Genomic DNA, 17702 nt, shown 5'->3' with positions numbered 1-17702 from the left:
TACTGTTGAGGTGTTATTTGTGAGAATAGCACGAATTAGGGTGGTAACGCGCATCAAGTCGTCCCTTTTATCCATAAGGATAAAAGGGCGGCTTTTTTTGTTTTTCACAGCCGAAACTGTTCGCTTTCTCTTCAACAAGAAATTTATCTGTAAGGGGTTGAAGCAATGCCAATCATTATTCCCAAAGAATTACCCGCTGCAGCGGTCCTGCAAAAAGAAAATGTCTTTGCCTTACTGCAGCATAAAGCGGCGAAGCAAGAGATCCGTCCCTTGAAAATCGCGATCGTCAATTTGATGCCGAAAAAGATCGCTACAGAAAATCAGTTGTTGCGTTTACTTTCCCAAAGTCCACTGCAAATTGAGGTGACTTTACTAAAAATGAAATACCACGAAAGCAGAAACACCTCTGTCGATCACATGGAAAAGTTTTATCAAGAATTTTCAGTGATCCAGCCGCAACGATTCGATGGCTTGATCATCACCGGAGCCCCAGTTGAAAAAATGGCATTCGAAGCCATTGACTATTGGCAAGAACTACAAGAAATCATGGATTGGAGTCAGACGAATTGCACTTCAGTCCTACATATTTGCTGGGGGGCACAAGCGGGGCTTTATTACCATTACGGTATCGACAAAGTATTGTACCAAAGCAAATTGTTCGGTGTCTTCGAACAAACAGTCACGCATTTTCATCCACTGGTTCGGGGCTTTGACGACGTCTTTTATACACCGCATTCGCGCTATACTGGCATCGATGATGTCCAGCTGGCCCAAGCGCCTTTAGAAATATTGGCAGCGGGCGTTGAAACAGGGCCTTCCATCTTCGTATCAGAAGATCATAAAAATGCCTTCTTGCTAGGACATTTTGAATACCATTCAACGACCTTGAATGAAGAGTACTTGCGAGACATGGAACGGGGCTTAGATACCGCATTGCCCAAAAATTACTTTGCCTATGACCGCTTAGGCGGAAAAATCACCAACCGTTGGCGAGGACATGCCTCTTTGTTTTTCAGCAATTGGATCAATGAAACCTATTTGCGAACGCCGTATGACCTGTCCGTCACGCCCACGAAAGAAGGCTATCGGATCGGTAGTGAGCCAGAAGGTCGGGTGAGTATCAATGACGATTGAGCATTTTCTCTCCCACTATGCCAGGCAGCGAAAAGGCACCAATTCTTTAAAATGGGATCTTGTGGATCAACGGTTCCAAGGAGAAAAGCTTTTGCCTTTATGGGTAGCTGATATGGATTTTGCGGCGCCAAAGGCAGTGGAAGAAGCCTTGCAGCAACTGGTTGCTCAAGGAACCTTTGGCTATGCGATTCCCCCCTCAGGCTATTTTTTAGCCTATCAAGCTTGGCAAGATCGCCACTGGGGGACGAAATTCGAAGAAAAATGGCTCTCGTTTTCCACAGGGGTCGTCCAATCTTTGGTTGATTTGCTTCATTGTTTCACAGAACGAGACGATGGCATCTTGATCCAGCCGCCCGTCTATTATCCCTTTTTTGACAGCATCAAAGAGACGAAAAGGCGCTTGATAGAAGCACCCTTGCAAAAGGTGAAGAATTCCTATCAAATCGATTTTGCTGCTTTTGAAGCCAAAATTATTGAAGAAAAAGTGAAACTATTTATTCTCTGCTCCCCCCACAATCCAGTAGGACGGGTCTGGCAAGAGAAAGAACTGCATCAGTTATTGGCCATTTGCCAAAAACATGAGGTTGTCGTGATCGCCGACGAGATCCATCGTGAACTGATACTCGGTGAGCAGCAATTTGTTTCAGCCGTGACAGTGGCACAGGGGTTCGGCTTTGAGAAGCTGATCGTTCTGGATTCGCCCTCAAAAACCTTCAACTTAGCAGGATTATTACTCTCTCATGTTTGGATTCCTGATTTAGAGATGCGCAGAGCCTATCAGGCTTGGTGCCGACAATACAAGCAGACGGAAGTCAATCGTTTGGGATTGGTGGCTGCGAAAGCCGCGTATGAATCGGGGGATCAATGGCTAGATGACCTGCTTTTGGTGGTTGCTGCCAATGAACAAATGGTCCGCCAGCAACTGCAAGAAGCATTTCCCAAAATTGAGCTCCTGCCATTAGAAGGAACCTATCTTCTCTGGGTCGATCTGCGGCAAGTCATCGCCAAAGAACGAACCAAGCACGTGATCCAAGATACTGCCGGTCTGGCAGTCGACTATGGGGAATGGTTTTCACAAGACGGTCAGGGCTTGATTCGTCTGAATCTTGCGACAACACCAACGATCATTCAAAAAGCCCTTGATCGTTTGATTGAGGCAATCAAAAAGGAGGAACGACATGAACATTGATACAGCAACTTTTCTCGCCCAATTAGGCAATCATTCGGATCAGCAAACCGGGGCGATCAGTCCGCCAATTTATCTTTCCACGACCTTTGCACATCCTGAATTGGGGCAAAGTACCGGCTATGATTATACTAGGACCAAAAATCCGACCCGGGATATTTTAGAAGCAGGCCTTGCCGAATTAGAAAAAGGGGCTCGGGCAGTAGTGACCAGCTCTGGCATGAGTGCGATCGCTTTGATTTTTGATTTATTTGCCAGCGGCAGCCGCTTTTTGGTTTCTCGTGACTTGTACGGCGGTAGCTTTCGCTATTTTGCGGAACTGGAAAATAGCCAGCGGGCCTTTTTCGATACCTTCAGTACTTTAGCCGAATTAAGTGAAAAATTAACTGACGAGGTAACGGCTGTCTTCTTAGAGACCCCGACGAATCCTTTGATGACCGTGACGGATATTGCTGAAACCGCCAAGCTTGCTCACGAACAGGGGGCGCTATTGATCGTAGATAATACCTTTTTGACGCCCTTACGGCAGTTGCCCTTAGAAGATGGCGCGGATCTAGTGATCCATTCAGGCACCAAATTCTTATCTGGCCACAATGATATTTTGGCTGGTGTCGTGATCGCAAAAGATGCGCAGCTGGGGGAGCGTTTGAACTATTTAGCCAATACTTCTGGCCCTACCTTGAGCAGCTTTGATACGTGGTTATTTATTCGTAGTTTAAAGACGCTGCCATTGCGCTTTGAACGGCAGGAAGCCAACGCCAAGGAAGTCGGCCGCTTTTTACGAGCCCATCCGGCGATCAAAGAGGTGCTTTATCCGAACGCCGGCGCGATGATCAGTATTCGGGTGCTTGATGAAACCAAAATCAGCGGCTTTTTAGCAGCATTACAGGTCTTTACCTTTGCGGAAAGCCTAGGTGGTGTGGAAAGTCTCATCACGTATCCAACGACACAGACCCACGCGGATATTCCTCAAGAGGTACGAGAATCTTATGGGTTGACGCCGGATATTTTACGGATCTCCATTGGGATCGAAAGTAGTAAAGATTTGATCGATGACTTAGAAAATGCACTGAAGATATTCAAATAACCCGACCACAGATCAGCTAGTTAAAAACTTACTTTTGTAGAGTAATTTTATTGACAGTTTTAGTTGTATAGGATAAAGTTACACTACATATGAATAGTGAGTCCGATGTTTTCGGTTGACGGCAACAGGCATTTGCCATTTCTCCTTTGAAAAAACAATTTGTTTTGAGAAACAGAGGTGAAATTGGTCTAGTTGAGCAATACGTCAAGAAAACGGGACGACTGATCTGAGGAGGGAACAAAAGGGGAAAAAGGGATGAAAAGAAACGTAGTAAAGGGATTGGCAACAGGGGCTCTTGGATTGCTGGCATTGTTCAGCTTCGCCGCTTGCGGCAGCAGTCAAGCAGATGAGGAAGCCACCGTTGTCAAATTGGGTGTCGTGGGTGAGCAAAACGAAGCCTGGGAACATGTGCAGGAAGAATTGAAGGAAAACGAAAATATCGACTTGCAATTGGTGAAATTCACCGATTATCGTCAGCCAATCGTGGCGCTTGAGGATGGCTCAATTGACCTTCACGCAGCATTGACGGAGATTTTTATGGACAATGTCAACGAAGAAAGTGGTTATTCCAACACGACGATTGCCTATACGACATTAAACCCACTTGGTATTTATTCCGATAAAATCACCGATGTCAACGAATTGGCAGATGGTGCTACGGTGGCTTTACCCAATGATGTCTCAAATGAGAGCCGTGCACTATTACTCTTACAGACCGCCGGTTTGATCACTTTGGATGAATCAAAAGGTTTACTGCCAACAACCAGTGATGTCATTGACAATCCCAAAGCCCTGAAATTTGAGCTACTTGACTCCAATCAAACTGCTCGGGCAATGACCGATGTCGACATTTCTTTGATCAATAATGGCATGGCCGTCGATGCTGGTTTGGTTCCTACAGAAGATGCGATTTTCTTAGAACCTGTGGCTGATTCCTCCAAGCCTTATTATAATGTGATCGCTGCGCGAGCAGACGAAGCAGACAATGACGTTTACCAAACGGTCGTTCGATATTATCAGACCGATGAAGTAAAAGCAATCATCGAGGAAGTAACAAAGAAATCTAGTATACCTGTATGGGAATAGAAAGTTAAAAACGACTATTACTATATAGGAACAGGAAGTAGGATGGAAAAATGATAAATTGGAAAAAAGGTTTAGCAAGTGTTGCCGTCGTTGGACTAGGATTTGTTCTAGCAGCCTGCGGTGGATCAAATACAGAAGAAACGTCAACCAGTAGTGCAGCTGGAGCTGGGGATGATTCAACATTCACTTATGCGATCAGCGGGGACCCATCGTCCACTAACCCGATCAACACCAGTGATCGTTGGGGATTGACAGTGACAAACATGATCTATTCTCCACTAGTTACAGTGGAAGCAGACGGAACAACACAAAATGCGTTGGCAGAATCAGTGGAACCAGCTGAAGACGGCCTTTCATTGACAGTACATTTGAAACAAGATGTGAAATGGTCAGATGGCGAAGACTTTACCGCCGATGACGTTGTTTTCACATATGAACAAAAAGTCAAAAAAGAAAATGGCAATGCCGATTCCCTTTGGGTCGACGACCAACCAATCTCGATCGAAAAAGTGGATGAATACACCGTCAAATTCGTGTTGCCGACACCGAGTGCGGCAGCGATCAGCAATATTGCAACCGAAACATACATCATTCCTGAGCATATCTTTAAAGATGTTACCGACTTCTCTGTCAGTGAACTGCCTGAAAAACCAGTCGGCACTGGTCCGTATCAACTGAAAGAATACAAACGTGGTGAGTACTTTACTTTTGAAGCCAATGAAAACTATTATGGCGGCAAGCCTTCGATTCAAAATGTGACGTTGCGCATCATCGAAAGTACCGATACTGCGAAAGTCGCTTTGCAAAAAGGGGAAGTGGATGCAGCCGTTGTCTTGCCTTCAGATATTGAAGACTTAGATGATGAGCAGATCTCTGTTTATCCTTATACTGAAAACCGTGTTGGTTATCTAGGCTTGAACACTCACTCAGATGCTTTGCAAGATGTGAAAGTTCGACAAGCAGTTCTCTATGCGTTGAACAAAGATGAATTAAATCAAGCAGCATATTTAGATGAAGAGTATTATGCAACACCATATTCATTCTTGCCACCGAACAACCCATACGTCACTGATGATGTTGAAAAATATGAGACGAATGCTGAAAAAGCAAAAGAACTTTTACAAGAAGCTGGTGTGACTGATTTGTCATTGAATTTGGCTTTCAACTCAACCGATCCAGCCCAAACGATCCAAGCTACGTTGATCCAACAACAATTGCAACAAGCAGGCATAACGGTTACACTTGAAGGTGGCGATGGTACAGCGATCTTTACCGAGTTGAAGAAACCTGATTCAACGAAGTACAACTTATTCCTTGGCGGGTATATCATGGGAAATGACCCTGACTTATACGGCAGTCTATTTGAAACTGGCGGTAGTGCCAACTACTTCCAAAGCAATAGCGAAACCATTGACAATTTGTTTGCCCAAGCAGCAGTTGAATTAGACACGGACAAACGTGAAGCATTGTATGATGATTTGCAAAAGGCCATTGCTGACGAAGCGATCATTTACCCAATCGTTGACAACAAGAAAATCCTAGCGGTCAATAACCGAATTGGTAATGTAGAAGATGCAGGTTTGATCCCAATCTATACATTCGAAGATATGTCTAAATTGACAATCAAGTAAATCCATTGGCTGTGATAAAGAGGAATCTTTTTTATCACAGCTTTTTTCTATGAAAAAGAAAGTAGGTCAGTTATGTTTCGATACATTGCAAAACGAGTATTGCAAGCAATCCCTTTGCTGTTTGTGATCTCTTTTATCGTTTTTTCACTTATACATATCGCACCGTATGATGTGATCGACTCCATCACGACACCCAATATGTCGCAAGAGCAAATCGATCTTTTGCGGCAGCGCTATGGCTTGGATCAACCCTTTTTGGTTCAATATTTTCTTTGGATCAGAAATATTCTTACCGGTAATCTTGGCTTTTCTTTGGTGTCTCAAAGTAGTATTTCACAAGAACTTGCGACTCGGATTCCCAATACCATGCGCCTAGTGATCCCCGCTTATTTGACTGCCTTGTTGTTGGCCATCATTTTGGGCCTGTTGGCTGCTGCCAACAAAGGAAAGATTTGGGATCGGATCATTGACGCTGTGGCATCTCTAGGAATCGCTGTGCCGACCTTCTGGTTTGCGATGATCTTGATTTATGTGTTTGGTTACTTATTAAATATGTTTCCAATCATTGGCATGTATACGGTCGGTAAAGAAGGGGATTTTGGCGATTTTCTGCAGCATTTTATTTTGCCTTATACCACATTGACTGTCGCCTTCTTCCCAGATTTGACGCGGTATATTCGGGCATCAGCGACACAACAAGTTTCAGAAGACTACGTGATGGTGCAACGGGCATTTCATGCCAGCAAATGGCAGATTTTCAGCCGTCATATTAGTCGAAATATTTTGATTCCCGTTGTCACCCAAATCGGCTTGGCGTTGCCGATGTTAGTTACCGGTGCGATCATTACAGAAACGATCTACGGCTGGCCGGGCGTCGGCCCTTACTTGATGAGTGCGACGAAAAGCCTCGATTATCCTGTGATCATGGCCATCATGCTGTTGTCAGCAACACTGGTCATCTTAGGGAATTTGTTAGCGGATGTATTATACTCCGTGGTTGATCCACGTATCCGTAAAGGAGGGAGTAAGTAATGAAACGTTTCAAAAAAATCAGTGAAGTCATGCTTGCTTCGCCCATCTATACCTTTTCTGTCGTTTTCCTGACGTTATTGATTATTTTGTCGCTTGTTGCACCTTTGATCCCCATCGATCCTAATGCAACGGATGTCAGCAACATGTCACAGCCGCCGAGTTGGTCTCATTTATTTGGAACCGATGAAGTGGGGCGAGATTACTTTATTCGGGTCGTCTACGGCGGTCGGGTATCATTGTTTGTAGGTGTTTTGGCAATGATCACAGCGACGTTTATTGGGACTCTTGTCGGTCTTGTTTCTGGCTACTTTGGCGGTTGGATCGACAACCTGCTGATGCGGCTCGTCGATGTATTGTCATCGATTCCTTGGTTGGTGTTAGTGATCGTTTTGAGCGTCTTTTTACGTCCCGGACTAACCACGATTATTATTGTGATCGGCGGCTTCTCCTGGATGAACATCGCTCGTTTGATTCGTGGTGAAACGTTAGCGGCGAAAGAACGGGAATATGTCGCTTACGGGAAATTTATCGGACGTTCTTCATTTAGTATTATCGTGAAGCATGTTTTCCCAGCAGTGCTTCCTACCTTGATCGTTGCGGCATCTGCAAGTATTTCAGGAGCGATCATGACCGAATCGGCTTTGAGTTTTCTAGGCTTAGGAATACAGCAACCGATGGCTTCGTGGGGCAGTCTGTTGCAAAACGCGCAAAACAGCTTGCAGCGGGCACCATACATGGCGATTCTTCCAGGGCTCTTTGTTATTTTCACCATCTATTCCTTTAACAATATCGGCGACATGATCAAACATGTCTTGCAGAGAGAGGTGTGACCGATGAAGACAGAGTTATTAGCGATCGAAGCGTTGAATGTGACATTTCAAAGCAAAACCGGTCCGAAACCGTTAGTAAAAAATCTTGATCTGGTAATTCCTAAGGGCAAAGTCGTTGGGATCGTTGGCGAATCTGGCAGCGGCAAAAGTATGACCATGAAAAGCGTCATGGATCTTTTGCCTGATAAAGTGACCGATCACTATACCAGTTATACATTTGAAGGAGCAGCAGTGACCGATCGTCGAACATTACCGATCGCCATGATTTTTCAAGACCCGATGACTTCGTTAAATCCTTTGCGCACGATTGGCTATCATTTGATTGAAGTGATTCGCCGCTCACAAAAAGTATCGAAAAAAGCAGCACAAGAAATCGCCGTCAAAGAGTTAGAAAAAGTCGGCATACCTTTTCCAGCACAACGCATGAAACAATATCCTCATGAGCTATCTGGGGGGATGCGTCAGCGGGTGATGATTGCCATGGCTTTGTTGGCGCAACCGAAATTGCTGATCGCAGATGAACCGACAACGGCTTTAGATGTGACGATCCAAGCACAGATTTTGGCATTGATCAAAAACCTGCAAAGAGAGAACCAGCTTTCCGTCGTCCTTGTGACCCATGACTTTGGGGTCGTTGCAGGAATGTGCGACTTTATTAAAGTGATGTATCAAGGCCGAGTCGTGGAAGAAGGAACCACGGAAGAAATTTTTTATCAGCCGGAACATCCTTATACGAAACAATTATTGCAGGCGGCCCATTTAGGCGACAAGCATGCCGAATTAAAAGTCTTTGACTATCATGAGACATTGGCAGATGAACTGCAAGAAACGCAACTATCTAAGACACATCGCGTCTGGCGCAATCAGGAGGTGACAGAATAATGGAAGAACTGATTCGCGTAGAACATGCGACGAAAATCTTTCGCAGTAAAAACTGGCGCGGCACTGTCAGTGAAGTCCGAGCGGTCGAAGATGTCAGCCTAACGATCCATCGGGGCGAGACATTGGGGCTAGTGGGGGAATCTGGGAGTGGGAAAACCACTTTAGGACGCAGTATTTTAAATTTAGAGACCTTAACAAGCGGGGAGATTTTCTTTGAAGGCAAAGAGATAACAGCATTGACGGCAGAAGATCGCAAAGCAGCGTATCAGCAAATGCAGATCATTTTCCAAGATCCGTATTCATCATTGAATCCCCGTATGACAGCACTTGAACTGGTGATGGAGCCGTTGTATCATGAAACGAAAGATGCTGCTCGAGCGAAAGCCAAAGAAATCTTAGCGATCGTCGGGATCATCGGTGATGACGTCCATAAACTGCCTCGCAGTTTCAGCGGCGGACAACGGCAACGGATCGGTATCGCTCGTGCGGTGGTCAATCGCCCGGCGTTCGTCTTGTGTGACGAACCGACTTCGGCATTAGATGTCTCCATTCAGGCTCAGATTATCCAATTGCTACTGCGTCTACAAAAAGAGTTTTCATTGTCTTATTTATTCATTTCCCATGACTTGTCCGTGATTCGTCATATCAGTGATCGAACAGCCGTCATGTATCAAGGGAAATTAGTTGAATTGGCACCTACCGACCGTTTGTTTGAAAATCCGCTGCATCCTTACACGAAGAAATTATTAGCAGCAGCGCCGATCGCTGATCCTGTGTTAGCAAGAGGTGCGATGGAACAAACGGAAATTCAAAGCACGATTACTTTGACACCATTGTATGAATGGGTCGAAGTTGAACCAGATCATTTTGTGAGGAGAGAAAAACGATGACAGTAGAAACATTGACGATCCATCAAGGAAGCGACAAATTTGAAATGACGACCCCAACTGGCAATTGGGTGTTAGCACGGGAAAAAGGCTATTCGCCAGTCCAAATGCTTGTGAGTGCGGTAGCTGCTTGCGGCGGCTATGTATACGCATCTGTCTTAGAGAATTCAAAGGTTGAAGCAGAAATCGAAAAGATCGAAGTCAGCTATGACCGAGACGACAACAAAAAAGCCCAACCAGTCAGTGCTATCCACATTCAGTTTTATGCGAAAATCGCCGAAGCTGATCATGACAAAGCGACCCGTTGCCTAAAACTCGTTTCACCAAATTGCCCCGTGATCCAATCGTTAGATCCAACGATCGAAGTGACGGAAACGGTGACGTTTATTTAATCGAAAAAAAGACTTTGTGTGCCTGAAACCAAAAGGCGTACAAAGTCTTTTTTGATCAATAAATAATATTCTCCCGAATAAAGTCGATATCGGTCACTAATAGTTTGCGATCGACACTCTTTAGAGCACCAGATTCTCGTAATTTTTGCATCATTCGATTGACACTGCTGGCAGAGGTAATGCCGCAAAAGCGAGCGATCTCTTCATTGGTGACTTCAAAGTCGATCAAGACGCCCTCTGTTGTTTGAACCCCAAAAGTTTCATAGAGCTCATTGATTTGGGTACAGACAGCACCAAATTTGCCGTTCATCAGCATTTGCTGCATCTTTTTCATCGTATCCATCAAGTTTCTCCGATAATACTCTTTGACATAATCCTGTAGCAGACGGTCACGATTGACATCTGCCCAAAATTGATCCCGCACGATTTTGTATAATTCGGCTTCTTCTGATTCAACCCGCACATTAAAAGGGGCTTCGACTTCTTGAGAGGATTCGTCTTTAAACAAAGAGACGATCTCGAAATCCGTCAAATAGCGCAAGTTGAATTCGCGCCCTTCATGGGTCACTACGCTAGTTTTGATGATGCCTTTTTTTAAAATATAGACGTACCGATCCGGGATCCCCTCATACGTCAAGTAACTCTTTTTCTTACGGATAACGATCGGTATTGCTTGTTTTTCTAAATAATCACGTAATATCTGTTTTTCCACCCGCGTTACTCCTTCACTTGATGCCAACCCAACATTTTCTGAAAAAAAGATGAAATATCCTCTATTCAAGCTTCATTAAAAGACATTTCTAGTGAAAAAGCAATAACAAATGTTAATGTTTCTTGTTAATGCTCTTTTTTAACAGCAAAAGCGCATTTCAAGCAGAGGAAGTTTCGGTATAGTAAAACGCATCACAGCACAAACAGGAGGAATGGAAGAAACATGTCAGATAGGGAAACCAATCAAGAAGGAGTCGTCAGCTCGTTGCCGTCCACTAAAAATGAAAAACTATGGAACAAAGGGTTTATCACGATTACCTTGATCAATTTTATCGTCTTTCTCGTGTATTATTGTTTTGTCGTCATCACTGCGAAATTTGCCACTCAGGAGTTAGGGGCATCCACCGCACAAGCTGGCTTGGCAGCGGGGATCTACATCATCGGGACCTTGATCGCTCGCTTGTATGTTGGAAAAATTTTAGAATTAGTCGGTCGCAAAGCCGTTTTGCGCTGGGGGATTTTGTTTTATGTTATTACCACTGCTGCCTATTTAATCTCGGTCAACATCTACATTTTAGATACCGTGCGCTTTTTCAATGGCTTTGCTTACGGCGCCGTCTCAACTGCGGCTAATGCGATCGTCACAGCATATATCCCAGCTTCCAAACATGGCGAAGGGATCAATTACTATGGATTAAGTACCAGTTTAGCAGCAGCAGTCGGACCTTTTATTGGCATGCTATTATTACCGACCGTCGGCTTTGATTTCATTATTTGGTTAGCAACCATCTTATCAATCGCAACAGCCATCGCGTGTTTCTGGTTCCCAGTCAAAAACATCCCATTAACAGAAGAACACAGAGCACAACTAAAAAAATGGTCCATCAAAAGTTTTGTCGAACCAAAAGTCTTTTTCATTTCCGGGATTGCCTTTTTGATCGGTTTGGCTTATTCCAGTGTTCTCGGCTTCTTGTCGATCTACGCCAGTGACCTTGGGTTAGAAACGGCCGGTGCTTTTTTCTTCATCGTCTATGCACTTTCCGTGACCTTCACACGACCAATGACTGGCAAACTATTTGACCGCCATGGCGCAGATGCGGTCATGTATCCTAGCTTTCTTTTCTTGACCCTTGGTCTTTTCCTATTGAGTATTACCGGCAACAGCTGGATGTTGTTGCTTGCGGGTTGCTTTGTCGGCTTGGGCTATGGCACCTTCATGTCGAATGGCCAAGCCGTTTGTCTAAAAGAGGTCGATCCTCACCGTGTTGGCGTAGCGCTCTCCACCTATTTCATCGGGCTGGACCTCGGCTTAGGCGTAGGTCCCTATGCATTAGGAAGCTTGCACGGTCTGTTTGATTACTCGCAGATCTACATCTTATGCGGACTGATCCCAGTCGTTGTTCTTGTTTTATACAAATTGTTTTATAAAACGAAACGCGCAGTTGCCGCCGTTGGTACTTTGAAGCAGCCAATCAACGAAGAAGAATGACCTCAACCATTACAAAAAGGAGTGTTTCACCATGGATAACAATCAATTGATTATTGAAGCATTGAACAAATTAGTGACGAACATCAACGAATTAAATGAAGAAATGCACGCTATGAAAGAGGTCACCGCAACGATGACCCATGAACAACTTTCTATCGATCATCAATTACGCGACATCAAATCGGTATTGATCAATGACAATTTAATTGGATAAATTGTCATAAGGCATAAAATGAAACAATAAACAGGAATGAACGCTTTTTTTGAGAATGTTTGTTGCTCACTTACTGGTGGCAGAAAAATTCACATAAGAAAAGCGTTTTTTTGATGCGCAAAAAAGAAAAGCGAACATTGGCAGAGTTTGTACAAGAAAATAAGCAAGAAAAATTGTGGCAGTCCGCGCTTGTATGCTATAGTGTGTCTGGGTAGTAATACCTAATAAAAATCAGAGTAGGAAATAAAGCGTTAAGTGCTGAAAGGATGGGATGTTGCCTTTCGGACGAAGAACGGTCATTCGTTCGCGGTTTTATTTTCGCATTCGCTGCATGAATTTGTAGCAACTCTAAAAGGAGATGCTCGCTATGAAAAGAAAAGTCGATGCACACATGATTGCGGTCATGGGACTTTTGATTGCCTTAATGGTGGTCTTGTCGCAAATCTTGGGGTTTGAAACCTCCTATATCAAAATCACATTTTCCTTTGTACCACAGCTGATCATGGGTATGCTGTTTGGTCCGTTTTGGACCGCAGTTGGATCGTCATTAGCTGATATCGCAGGAATGGTGATTTTTCCAAAATCAGCCTACTTTTTCGGCTTTACCATCAATGCCTTTGTTGGTGGACTGATTTATGGCTACTTCTTCTATCGGAAAGAAGTCACATTAAAACGAGCGGCAACGGTCGTCTTGTTAAATACTATTTTGATAACCTTGATCTTAACTCCGATCTGGTTAGCTATGATGCTGAATATTCCTTTGACAAGCTGGGCCATCTGGTCGGTCCGCTTGCTAAAAGCAGTCATCATGTTCCCGATACAAACTGCGTTGATTTACATCGTAGGGCGTGCGGTACCATACAAACGGCTGATCCGACGGTTCGTTTAACGAGTAAAAAAGAACGATAACATCCATTGAAGTGAATCATCTGCGAATATTTCGTCAGTGGTTCACTTTTTTCTTTCTAAGGATGGGCTTAGTCATTCTCAATAACTTGTTTAGAGGGGAAGGTGAACCTATGAATAAAAAAGGACTCGCTATGGGACTGTTTCTTTTCTTAGTCTTAGCAGCAATGGGAGGGATGAAGTGGGTGATAGAACAGCAAAAACAGCAAACGGAGGAGTCATCCGTGATCCAGCAAAGCAGCTCGAGAGACGAAACAAAGGAAGAAAGCAGTGCAAGCCAAGAAACCACCTCAGTTTCCACGTCACCTTCTGTTTCCACTTCCACGCAAGAACAGTCAGAAGAGGCAATAGAAGAAAAAGTCGCCACGATGAGTTTGGAGGAGAAGGTCGGGCAATTGTTTTTTGTGCGTGTACCTGAAAGCAATCAAATCGAAGAACTTCAAAACTATCACTTTGGCGGCTATCTGTTATTCGGCCGTGATACCGAAAATGAGACGGCGGAGAGCTTGAAACAGAAAATTTCAGATTACCAAGCAGCCAGCGCCATTCCGCTGTTGATCGGTATGGATGAAGAAGGGGGCACGGTGACTCGCATCAGCCGCAATCCGAACCTTACGGATCAGCGTTTTCTCTCACCACAACAGCTATATGCCCAAGGTGGATGGTCGGCGATCGAAGAAGATACAGCAAAGAAAGCGGAAATTTTAAAAGCGTATGGCATCAATGCCGGGCTGTTTCCCGTTGCCGATGTTTCCACTGATCCGCAGTCCTTTATCTACGACCGAACCATTGGCATGGATGCGCAGGGCACGAGTGCGTTTGTAGAACGTGTGGTTCATGTTTTGCAGAAACACCACGTGGGGTCAACCTTGAAGCATTTTCCCGGCTATGGCAACAATCGTGACTCGCATGTCGCCATCGTCACCGATGACCGCCCGCTATCTGCACTGCGGGAAACGGATTTTCTGCCTTTTGCAGCAGGGATCAAGGCTGGTGCCGATAGTATTTTGGTGGCCCATACGATTGTCAATAGTATCGATAACACTGTACCCGCCTCTATTTCAAAACCCGTGCATGAGTTGCTCCGAAATGAATTGCATTTTGAAGGGGTCATCATGACGGATGACTTGGATATGGCAGGACTTTCTGAGTTCATTCCGCAAAATGAAGCCGCATTACAGGCGTTGCAGGCGGGAAATGATCTAGTGATCTCATCTACCTACCAAGAACAGATCCCCTTTGTCGTACAAGCGGTTGAAGATGGCCGCTATTTGGAAGCTGATTTGAATGCTTCCGTCAAACGAGTTTTGCTCTGGAAAGAAGCATTGCATTTACTTTAAGAAAAAATAAACCTGCTGTTTCCTCCGTGTAAGAGAGTCGTTCTCTTACTGAGAGGAAGCAGCAGGTTTTTTTAGATACTATGAGCCAGTACCTCTAATTCTTTGGCAAAAGCTTCTTGTCCAATAAATCGCAGATAGTCCAAGGCTTTTTCAATCGTGGCCATTCCCAGCGTACGATCTCCTTGGAACAAGGCGTAAATGCCTTCGAAATAACGAATCATCAGGCGGATACGATCATTGTCCGGCGGCAGGTGATCGGCTAGATACGTCAGCACATGCGCCAACTCGGCAGGTTTTTTGCGATCGATAAACAAGAAAGCCGCATTCGTCAGCAATTTTGTGTAGATTTGATAATTAATACTTAGCGTATTGCTGTAAAAAATTTTTTTATTCAGGTGTTTCATTTGATACAAGATGTACTCGTCAGAAAAAAGGAAAAGCAGATTGGTAAATAAGGAGATTTCAAACTTTCCCCACGTGTCGATTCGTTCCAAGTATTTCTTGATGGTCGCTTCGATGATGCAACGTTCTTCCTCGTCGGTAACTACGCCTTTTTTCTCTAAAATCAAAAAGAATTGACTATACAATACATAATAGAAAAAATCCTTCGTGGTTTTATACAGTGCTTGGGCTTTGTTGATCAAAGAGAGTACTTCAGAATAATTGCTTTCATAGTAAGCGGTGGTCAACTGTTTGGATAGCTGTTTTTTCTCGCTGACTTGATTGTCATCCAAGCGATACTCAAATTCCTCTAAGGTGACATTTAAGCGGTCCAAATATTGGTGCAAAATATCAAAGGCGATGCGATGCCCTTTTTGTTCAAAGGTTGCCAGTGTACTGCGTTCTGAAATGTTCTCAACCAATTTTCGCTGTGAGATATTTCGTTCCGTTCGTAACTCTTTTAACAAGTCATTGGCCTTCAAAAAATCCCTCCTAAAAAAAGTGGACGGAAAAATAGTCCAAATATGTTACAGCTTTATTTTGCGGGTAAACTTGAAGAAAGTCAATTAAAGGAGGAGAAATGGATGTTTGATTTTTTTAGTTTTCCCTGGGAAGTTGTAGAACTAATGGCTAACGTTTTTTCTTTCTTCAAATAATCGATCCTTTGTGATTGGTTAGCAATTGATTTTTTAACAGGAAAAAAGTATAAGTGGTTTCACGTAATAAGTTACTGTTCATTCGCGCATTCAAACGCCCTCTCCCCAAACAGCTTACCCTGTCAAGGTGCGTAGGTTTGCCGAATCCCTTTTAAAAAAGGAGCAAACACAACAGCGAGTGATTGCTCTTTTTTTGTTGGTCAAAAAACCTACATACGGCATCGCAACAGTCAGTTTTGCTTTTTCTTAAACATTGGTTCATTCGGATCAGAATAGTAATCAGGATTGAATTCATCATCGATCGATACCCCGAAAAGAGAAACGAGACTGGGAAGAAACCCAATCACGCCGAGGACGACGGCAACTGGAAGGTAGAATTTTTTACGCTTGTACCACGGAAGCTGCGATTTCTTTTCCATAGGAAATCCCCCTTTTCGCTTAGTGTAACATGTTCTGAGTTAGGTGTGTTAATAATTACCTTCAATACTTAAAAATATACTAAAGCGGTGTATTGGTACATCTGATGGTGCAAAAAGTTTCGCTAGGTAATTCTAGGAAAGGGTCGTTTTTTTTGTCATTGCTGCCAGAATCAAGTTTTTATATAAAAAGGAACCGAGTAAGAAAGCAATTCTTCTTACTCGGTTCCTTTTATTGAAAATAATCCTTGGCTTGGTCCATCAAGGTTTGAAAGTCTGATTCGTTTTTTCTTATTGCCTCTGTTAGGGTAAACAAATAACCGTTGGGGTCTTTGATGGTCATTTCAAGGGCATTCCAAGGCTTTTCCATCAAAGGTTCCACGATCCACTTTGAGGGAATTTTCTGAGCGATATTCTGAAGATCATTCATCGCTACATTCAAAATTGCCCCATCGCCAACAGTGAACGCTTCTGCTGCAATCAGCATCAAATCTTGGTAGTCAGCAAGACGCAGGTGGTCCATCATCACTTGATTTTCTTGATTGCGAAACTGATACAATGACTGGAAACCCAAGATTTCTGTGAACCATTTCGATGATTGCACAATATCTTTTGTCTTCATTTGGTAAAACATTGGCATAACATAAACTTTCATTTTGACACCTCCTCTTGATTAGAGGATACCGCTTGACGCAGCGTCAAAGTCAATAGACATTTTCGTATTGAAGCAAAGCTTGATAATGGCGTTTCTTTGGCACTTAAGTCAAGGAAAAATGGGCAATAATTTTTTGACTCACTTCATCAGGTGACAAGTGGGTATTGTTGATTTTCAGCGAAGGAATTGTTGGGAAAAGGGTAGTTAATTCCTGTGGCAGGCTTTCTAAGCGATAGTTTTCATACGAAGACAAAAGCTCATTTCTAGAAAAAGCCAGCGCTCTTTTTGACGGCTTTGCGGCTAAACGGTCCTCATGGCAATTGCGCTTTAAACGTTCCTCAATATCAGCCACTAATTCGATAAAATAGACCTCTTGTCGGGCATCGGTAAATAGTTGGGCGATCTCTTGTAAAAAAGCTAAGTCTCCCGCTTGATCGAAATCAATCAAGACCGTAAAGATGATTGATTTTGTCGTATTATTGGCTTCATTATGAACAAAGGCTTTGAAGAGTTCGATCCGCGTTTGATTAGACAAAGCAAATGCTGCTGGGCTATAGCCAAGAAAATTCGCAAAAAGATCAATGGTCTGGTGATTGAATAATAGTTTTGCATCCAATCGTTTTTCCAGTTCTTTCCCCACAGTCATTTTTCCTACCGCTTGCGCGCCAATCAAGACGATCAATGACATCACAACACATCCTTTTTATCAATCGTAACAAAGGTGGGC

The 17702-nt window shown here is 43.7% G+C and carries 19 protein-coding genes and 1 riboswitch; of the genes, 14 read left to right on the top strand and 5 right to left on the bottom strand.

What is annotated here, in order from left to right; genetic code table 11:
* Positions 1-165 precede the first annotated feature (165 nt).
* The 10 genes from IGJ01_RS11340 (at position 166) to IGJ01_RS11295 (ending at position 10147) form a co-directional block, all read left to right on the top strand.
* Positions 166-1134, top strand: coding sequence for a homoserine O-succinyltransferase (locus tag IGJ01_RS11340; protein WP_430601090.1), 969 nt, complete (start codon positions 166-168; stop codon positions 1132-1134).
* Positions 1124-2323: a MalY/PatB family protein gene (locus IGJ01_RS11335; protein ID WP_430601089.1), complete on the top strand. Its 1200-nt coding sequence runs from the start codon at positions 1124-1126 to the stop codon at positions 2321-2323. The genes IGJ01_RS11340 and IGJ01_RS11335 overlap by 11 nt, the downstream gene beginning before the upstream one ends.
* Positions 2313-3407, top strand: a complete 1095-nt coding sequence (locus IGJ01_RS11330; RefSeq protein WP_430601088.1) for an aminotransferase class I/II-fold pyridoxal phosphate-dependent enzyme — start codon at positions 2313-2315, stop codon at positions 3405-3407. Before IGJ01_RS11335 ends, IGJ01_RS11330 begins: the two co-directional genes overlap by 11 nt.
* 255 nt (positions 3408-3662) lie before the next feature.
* A complete protein-coding gene (locus tag IGJ01_RS11325; RefSeq protein WP_005234826.1) occupies positions 3663-4493 on the top strand; it encodes a MetQ/NlpA family ABC transporter substrate-binding protein in 831 nt (276 codons plus the stop codon).
* Between the two features lie 50 nt (positions 4494-4543).
* The gene (locus tag IGJ01_RS11320; protein ID WP_430601087.1) at positions 4544-6124 is read left to right on the top strand and encodes an ABC transporter substrate-binding protein; all 1581 of its coding nucleotides are present in this window, start codon (positions 4544-4546) and stop codon (positions 6122-6124) included.
* 72 nt (positions 6125-6196) lie between these two features.
* A complete protein-coding gene (locus IGJ01_RS11315; RefSeq protein ID WP_005234830.1) occupies positions 6197-7156 on the top strand; it encodes an ABC transporter permease in 960 nt (319 codons plus the stop codon).
* Positions 7156-7986, top strand: coding sequence for an ABC transporter permease (locus IGJ01_RS11310; protein ID WP_005234832.1), 831 nt, complete (start codon positions 7156-7158; stop codon positions 7984-7986). Before IGJ01_RS11315 ends, IGJ01_RS11310 begins: the two co-directional genes overlap by 1 nt.
* A 3-nt stretch (positions 7987-7989) precedes the next feature.
* Complete coding sequence (locus IGJ01_RS11305; protein WP_005234835.1) at positions 7990-8868, top strand: ABC transporter ATP-binding protein; 879 nt, start codon at positions 7990-7992, stop codon at positions 8866-8868.
* Complete coding sequence (locus IGJ01_RS11300; RefSeq protein ID WP_016613553.1) at positions 8868-9758, top strand: ATP-binding cassette domain-containing protein; 891 nt, start codon at positions 8868-8870, stop codon at positions 9756-9758. Before IGJ01_RS11305 ends, IGJ01_RS11300 begins: the two co-directional genes overlap by 1 nt.
* Positions 9755-10147, top strand: a complete 393-nt coding sequence (locus IGJ01_RS11295; RefSeq protein WP_194199514.1) for an OsmC family protein — start codon at positions 9755-9757, stop codon at positions 10145-10147. Before IGJ01_RS11300 ends, IGJ01_RS11295 begins: the two co-directional genes overlap by 4 nt.
* Before the next feature lie 55 nt (positions 10148-10202).
* Here IGJ01_RS11295 and IGJ01_RS11290 read toward each other — a convergent pair whose 3' ends face one another.
* A complete protein-coding gene (locus IGJ01_RS11290; RefSeq protein WP_034872302.1) occupies positions 10203-10859 on the bottom strand; it encodes a Crp/Fnr family transcriptional regulator in 657 nt (218 codons plus the stop codon).
* 222 nt (positions 10860-11081) lie between these two features.
* Between IGJ01_RS11290 and IGJ01_RS11285 the strand changes: the two genes are divergently transcribed.
* From IGJ01_RS11285 to IGJ01_RS11270, 4 genes are all read left to right on the top strand, one after another.
* Positions 11082-12347, top strand: coding sequence for an MFS transporter (locus IGJ01_RS11285; RefSeq protein WP_430601086.1), 1266 nt, complete (start codon positions 11082-11084; stop codon positions 12345-12347).
* Positions 12348-12378: 31 nt separating this feature from the next.
* Positions 12379-12561, top strand: a complete 183-nt coding sequence (locus IGJ01_RS11280; RefSeq protein ID WP_142423653.1) for a hypothetical protein — start codon at positions 12379-12381, stop codon at positions 12559-12561.
* 230 nt (positions 12562-12791) lie between these two features.
* A riboswitch (THF riboswitch) is annotated at positions 12792-12893 on the top strand.
* Between the two features lie 26 nt (positions 12894-12919).
* A complete protein-coding gene (locus IGJ01_RS11275) occupies positions 12920-13450 on the top strand; it encodes a folate family ECF transporter S component (protein ID WP_005234846.1) in 531 nt (176 codons plus the stop codon).
* 130 nt (positions 13451-13580) lie between these two features.
* A complete protein-coding gene (locus IGJ01_RS11270; protein ID WP_430601085.1) occupies positions 13581-14807 on the top strand; it encodes a glycoside hydrolase family 3 protein in 1227 nt (408 codons plus the stop codon).
* 71 nt (positions 14808-14878) lie between these two features.
* Here IGJ01_RS11270 and IGJ01_RS11265 read toward each other — a convergent pair whose 3' ends face one another.
* The 4 genes from IGJ01_RS11265 to IGJ01_RS11250 form a co-directional block, all read right to left on the bottom strand.
* On the bottom strand, positions 14879-15730 hold the full coding sequence (locus tag IGJ01_RS11265) for an Rgg/GadR/MutR family transcriptional regulator (RefSeq protein WP_008378897.1): 852 nt from the start codon (positions 15728-15730) through the stop codon (positions 14879-14881).
* A gap of 404 nt (positions 15731-16134) precedes the next feature.
* On the bottom strand, positions 16135-16323 hold the full coding sequence (locus IGJ01_RS11260) for a hypothetical protein (protein ID WP_005234854.1): 189 nt from the start codon (positions 16321-16323) through the stop codon (positions 16135-16137).
* A gap of 229 nt (positions 16324-16552) precedes the next feature.
* Positions 16553-16975 (bottom strand): glyoxalase, encoded by a 423-nt coding sequence (locus IGJ01_RS11255; protein WP_005234855.1) that lies wholly within the window; start codon positions 16973-16975, stop codon positions 16553-16555.
* 103 nt (positions 16976-17078) lie between these two features.
* Positions 17079-17663: an AAA family ATPase gene (locus IGJ01_RS11250; protein ID WP_008378893.1), complete on the bottom strand. Its 585-nt coding sequence runs from the start codon at positions 17661-17663 to the stop codon at positions 17079-17081.
* Positions 17664-17702 lie beyond the last annotated feature (39 nt).

It is taken from the genome of Enterococcus sp. AZ089, assembly GCF_050547225.1.
GTDB lineage: Bacteria > Bacillota > Bacilli > Lactobacillales > Enterococcaceae > Enterococcus_D > Enterococcus_D entomosocium.
Note: the sequence above shows the minus strand (reverse complement) of the source record. Positions and strands in the feature narration are given on the sequence as shown.